Origin of the sequence: Burkholderia sp. BCC1208 (assembly GCF_902833095.1) — a bacterium.
GTDB lineage: Bacteria > Pseudomonadota > Gammaproteobacteria > Burkholderiales > Burkholderiaceae > Burkholderia.
Map to the genome: position 1 here is coordinate 1 of NZ_CADFDY010000024.1, position 4,614 is coordinate 4,614.

Consider the following 4,614-nt stretch of genomic DNA (forward strand, 5'->3'; position numbering starts at 1 on the left):
GGCGGTCGGCGGTCGGCGGTCGGCGGATGGCGGATGGCGGATGGCGGATGGCGGATGGCGGATGGCGGATGGCGGCTAGCGGATGGCGGCTAGCGGATGGCGGTAGACGCGCGTCGCGCGCACCGCCGTCAGCTCGAAACAAGGATTGCCGCCACCTCCCGCACGAAACAAGCGCTTGCGCTCATCCACCCGCAGCCGCAAACAAAAAACCCGGCACGGGCCGGGCTTTGCGTTCAACCGTATCGTCGCGCGTTACGCTCGTCCGTCGCGCAGTTCGCGCCGCAGGATCTTGCCGACGTTCGTCTTCGGCAGCTCCGTGCGGAACTCGACCAGCTTCGGCCGCTTGTATCCGGTGAGCCGCTCCTTGCAGTAAGCAAGGATGTCCTTGTCGGTCAGCGCCGGATCCTTTTTCACGACGAACAGCTTCACGGCTTCGCCGGAATGCTCGTCCGGCACACCGACTGCTGCCACCTCGAACACACCCGGATGCGACGCCACCACGTCCTCCACTTCGTTCGGATACACGTTGAAGCCGGACACGAGAATCATGTCCTTCTTGCGATCGACGATCTTCACGTAGCCGCGTGCATCCATCACGCCGACATCGCCCGTCTTGAAGAAGCCGTCCGCGAACATGACCTTTGCGGTCTCGTCCGGCCGGTTCCAGTAGCCGGCCATCACCTGCGGCCCGCGGATGCAGATCTCGCCGGGCTCGCCGAGCGCGACGTCATTGCCGGCATCGTCGCGGATCGCGACTTCGGTCGACGGCAGCGGCAAGCCGATCGTCCCGCTGTATTCGGTGGCCGTAACAGGGTTGCAGGTCGCCACCGGCGACGTTTCGGACAGCCCGTATCCTTCGATGATCGCCGTGCGGGTCTTTTCATACCACCGCTTCGCGACGCCTTCCTGGATCGCCATGCCGCCGCCGTTGGCGATCACGAGCTTCGACAGGTCGAGCTGACCGAATTCGGGATGGTTGAGCAGCGCGTTGTACAGCGTGTTGACGGCGGGAATCGTCGAGATCTGGTAACCCTTCAGTTCCTTGATCATGCCGGCGATGTCGCGCGGATTTGGGATCAGGATGCCCATGCCGCCGGTACGCATCGTCAGGAAACCGCAGACGGTCAGTGCGAACACGTGATACAGCGGTAGCGCGACGACCGTCACGAATTGTTTCACGTCGGGATACTTGTCGTGAGCCGGCTGGTGCCAGGCGCCGGCCTGCAGCACGTTCGACACGATGTTCCGGTGCAGCAGCGTCGCACCCTTCGCAACGCCGGTCGTGCCGCCCGTGTACTGCAGGAACGCGACGTCGTCGGGGCCGATCTTCTGCGGCTTGAACGCCTGTCGCGCGCCCTCCGAGAGCGCCGCCTTGAAGCGCGTGAACGAGGGCAGTTGCCACGCGGGCACCATCTTCTTCACGTTCCGCACGACGTAGTTGACGAGCCACCCCTTGATGCCCAGCAGGTCGCCCATCGATGCGACGACCACGTGCTTGACGGCCGTATTGGCGATGACGGCCTGCAACGTCGACGCGAAATTCTCGAGGATGACGATCGCCTCCGCACCGCTGTCCTTCAGCTGATGCTCGAGCTCGCGCGGCGTATAGAGCGGATTGACGTTGACGACGGTATAGCCGGCGCGCAGGACCGCGGCGATCGTCACCGGGTACTGCAGCACGTTCGGCATCATGATCGCGACGCGCGCCCCGCGAGCCAGGCCGCGGGACTGCAGCCACGCGCCGAACTGGCGCGACAGCGTGTCGAGTTCGCCGTACGTGATGCCCTTGCCCATGCAGACGAACGCGGTACGGTCGCGATACTGCCGGAAGCTCTCGTCGAGCAGGTCCGGGACGGACGGATAAGGAGAGGAGTCAATTTCGGCTGGAACGCCGGGTGGGTACGATTTCAGCCAAATTTTGTCCATACCGCGCGTCTCCTCACTGATTTTCGAATGGTCGTGCTAAAAGGCATCGTAACGGCTCCCCCGCCCCGAGACAACAGGGTTAGATGTCCACTTCGAACTTGACCTCAATTTCGTCTGATCATACGGCGATATTCGATCAAATCCGCTCAACTTCCACAAGACAATCGTAAAACGTCGCCGAATTGCCCAGATCGGTCAGCGCCTGGCTCGTCACCTCGTTCGCGTTCCTGCCGTCCGGCGACAATTTCTTCCACCAGATCGACAACCCGACGACGAGCCCGGCACGCGCGCGATCGGTGATTCGCGCGAGCGCCTGCATCGAGCCGCGGTCGTTGAAGATGCGGACGGCGTCGCCCTCTGCGATGCCGCGGGCGCCGGCGTCGGCCGGATGCATGTCGAGGTGCGGCTCACCTTCGGTCGAACGCAGGCTGTCGACGTTCACGAAGGTGCTGTTCAGGAAGTGGCGGGCCGGCGGCGAAATCATCGCCAATGGATAGCGTGCGGCAAGCTCGGGCGCGGCTTCGGCCGATTCGAACGGCGGCAGGTAGTCGGGGACGGGGTCCATGCCCATCTGTTCGAGCCGCGGGCTGTAGAACTCGCACTTGCCGGAGGGCGTGCGGAAACCGCCATTCGCGAACGGCGCCTCCGGCAGCTTGAGCTTCAGCCAGCCGGCTCGCTTCAGCGTGTCCCAGTCGCTGTCGAGCGCCGGATCGTCCCAGCGAAGCGCCGCGCGCGCGACCTCTTCGTCGCTGTGATAGAGCGCGGGCTCATCGAGTCCCATGCTGCGCGCGATCCCGCGAAAGATCTCCGTGTTCGGCCGCGCGTCTCCCACCGGCGGAATCGCCGGCAGGTTCGCCATCACGTAGGTATGGCCATACGATTTGTGGACATCGAGATGTTCGAGCTGCGTGGTCGCCGGCAATACAATGTCGGCGAAATCGACCGTATCTGTCTTGAAGTGCTCGAGAATGACCGTGAACAAATCGTCGCGTGCGAAGCCCGCGGCGACCTTCGACGAGTCCGGCGCAACCGCCGCCGGATTCGAGTTGTACACGATCACCGCTTCGACTTTCGGCCCGAACGTCGCGTCCCCCGGATGCAGCAGCGCGTCGCCGATCGCGTTCATGTTGATGATGCGAGGCAGCTTGTGCGGCCACCCCGGCATCAGGTCCGGACGCAGCAGCGCCGCCTGGTTGACGGGCGCCGATTCCGACGACGAGAGAAGCAGGCCGCCTGCCCGATCGCGCCACGCCCCCGTCAGCGCCGGCAGGCTGGCAATCGCGCGGACGGCATTGCCGCCGCCGCGAACGCGCTGCATGCCGTAGTTGAGGCGGATCGATGCCTTACGGGTGGCGCCGTAGCGACGCGTAAGATCGACCAGTTCCGACGCATCGATGTCGCAGATCTGCGCCACGCGTTCCGGCGGATAGGACATGGCGCGCGCCTTGAGCGCGTCGAAGCCCAGCGTATGGTCGGCGATGTAATCGTGATCGAGCAGGTTTTCGGTCATCAACACATGCATCATGCCGAGCGCGAACGCGCCATCGGTACCGGGCTTCAGTGCGATGTGCTGATGGCATTTCTCCGCGGTCAGCGAACGATACGGGTCGATCGCGACAAGACGCGCGCCACGGCGCTTCGCTTCCTGCGCGCGGGTCCAGAAGTGCAGGCTCGATGCAATCGGGTTGGCGCCCCATATCAGAATCAGCTCGCTTTCCTCGAAATGTTCGAGGTGCATGCCGACACTGCCGCCGTATGTGTATCGCAGCCCCGCTGCACCGGCTGCCGAGCAGATCGTCCGCTCCAGCCGCGAGGCGCCGAGTTTGTGAAAGAAGCGCTGGGCGATGCCCTCGCCTTGCACGAGCCCCATGGTTCCCGCATAGCTGTACGGCACGATCGCTTCCGGCGCGCGTGCGGCGATTTCACCGAGGCGACGGCCGATCTCGTCGAACGCCTCGCTCCAGCTGATGGGCACGAAGCGCCCTTCCCCCTTCGTGCCGACACGCTTGAGCGGGACAGTGAGGCGATCGGGATGATGAACGCGATCCGCGTATCGGCTGACCTTTGTGCACAACACGCCTTGCGTCGGCGGATGATCGGGATCGCCGGTGACCTTGATTGCCTTCCCGTTCTCGACGGTCACCCGCATTGCGCACGTGTCCGGACAATCATGCGGGCAAACTGCCCGGGCTACCTGGGTGACGGCGTTCATCGTTTTGAATGCGGAGATGGGGATTCGCAAATTTTACGTGGACACGCCGAATAAAGCGCCTATTTCGCACCGATTTTGGATTACCTGACCGAAGAAGGGCAAGGTGGCGGGCTCCAGCAAGCAGAAAGCTGGTCGCACAATCCCGCTTGTCGATACGCTGGGGAAAGCAAATTGCGGTCTTGGTCGAAGATACGAGTAGTAATCGACTGAATCGCTGGAGGTGCAACCGATTGAGGGAATTTGATGCGGCAATTGATTGCGTGGGTGAGGTGCTAACGCAGATAGGCTGGGTAGTGCTCTTCCGCCCGCACGTGCATTTCGGCCGCGCCAATGCAAAAACCCCCGCCTTTTTGGGCGGGGGTTTCTGGCTTAGGGAGCCTGACGATTACCTACTTTCACACGGGAATCCGCACTATCATCGGCGTAGAGTCGTTTCACGGTCCTGTTCGGGATGGGAAGGGGTGGGACCGACTCGC

Annotated in this window: 2 protein-coding genes and 1 rRNA gene; all 3 read right to left on the reverse strand. The window is 63.3% G+C overall.

Annotation, left to right across the window (positions count from 1 at the left end):
- Positions 1-252 precede the first annotated feature (252 nt).
- Positions 253-1,926 carry a long-chain fatty acid--CoA ligase gene (locus HWX09_RS33365; protein ID WP_027783446.1) on the reverse strand — a complete coding sequence of 558 codons (1,674 nt, stop codon included), beginning with the start codon at positions 1,924-1,926 and terminating at the stop codon, positions 253-255.
- 136 nt (positions 1,927-2,062) lie between these two features.
- Complete coding sequence (locus HWX09_RS33370) at positions 2,063-4,138, reverse strand: molybdopterin oxidoreductase family protein (RefSeq protein ID WP_027783445.1); 2,076 nt, start codon at positions 4,136-4,138, stop codon at positions 2,063-2,065.
- 376 nt (positions 4,139-4,514) lie between these two features.
- Positions 4,515-4,614, reverse strand: a 5S ribosomal RNA gene (rrf, locus tag HWX09_RS33375); the annotation flags it as partial.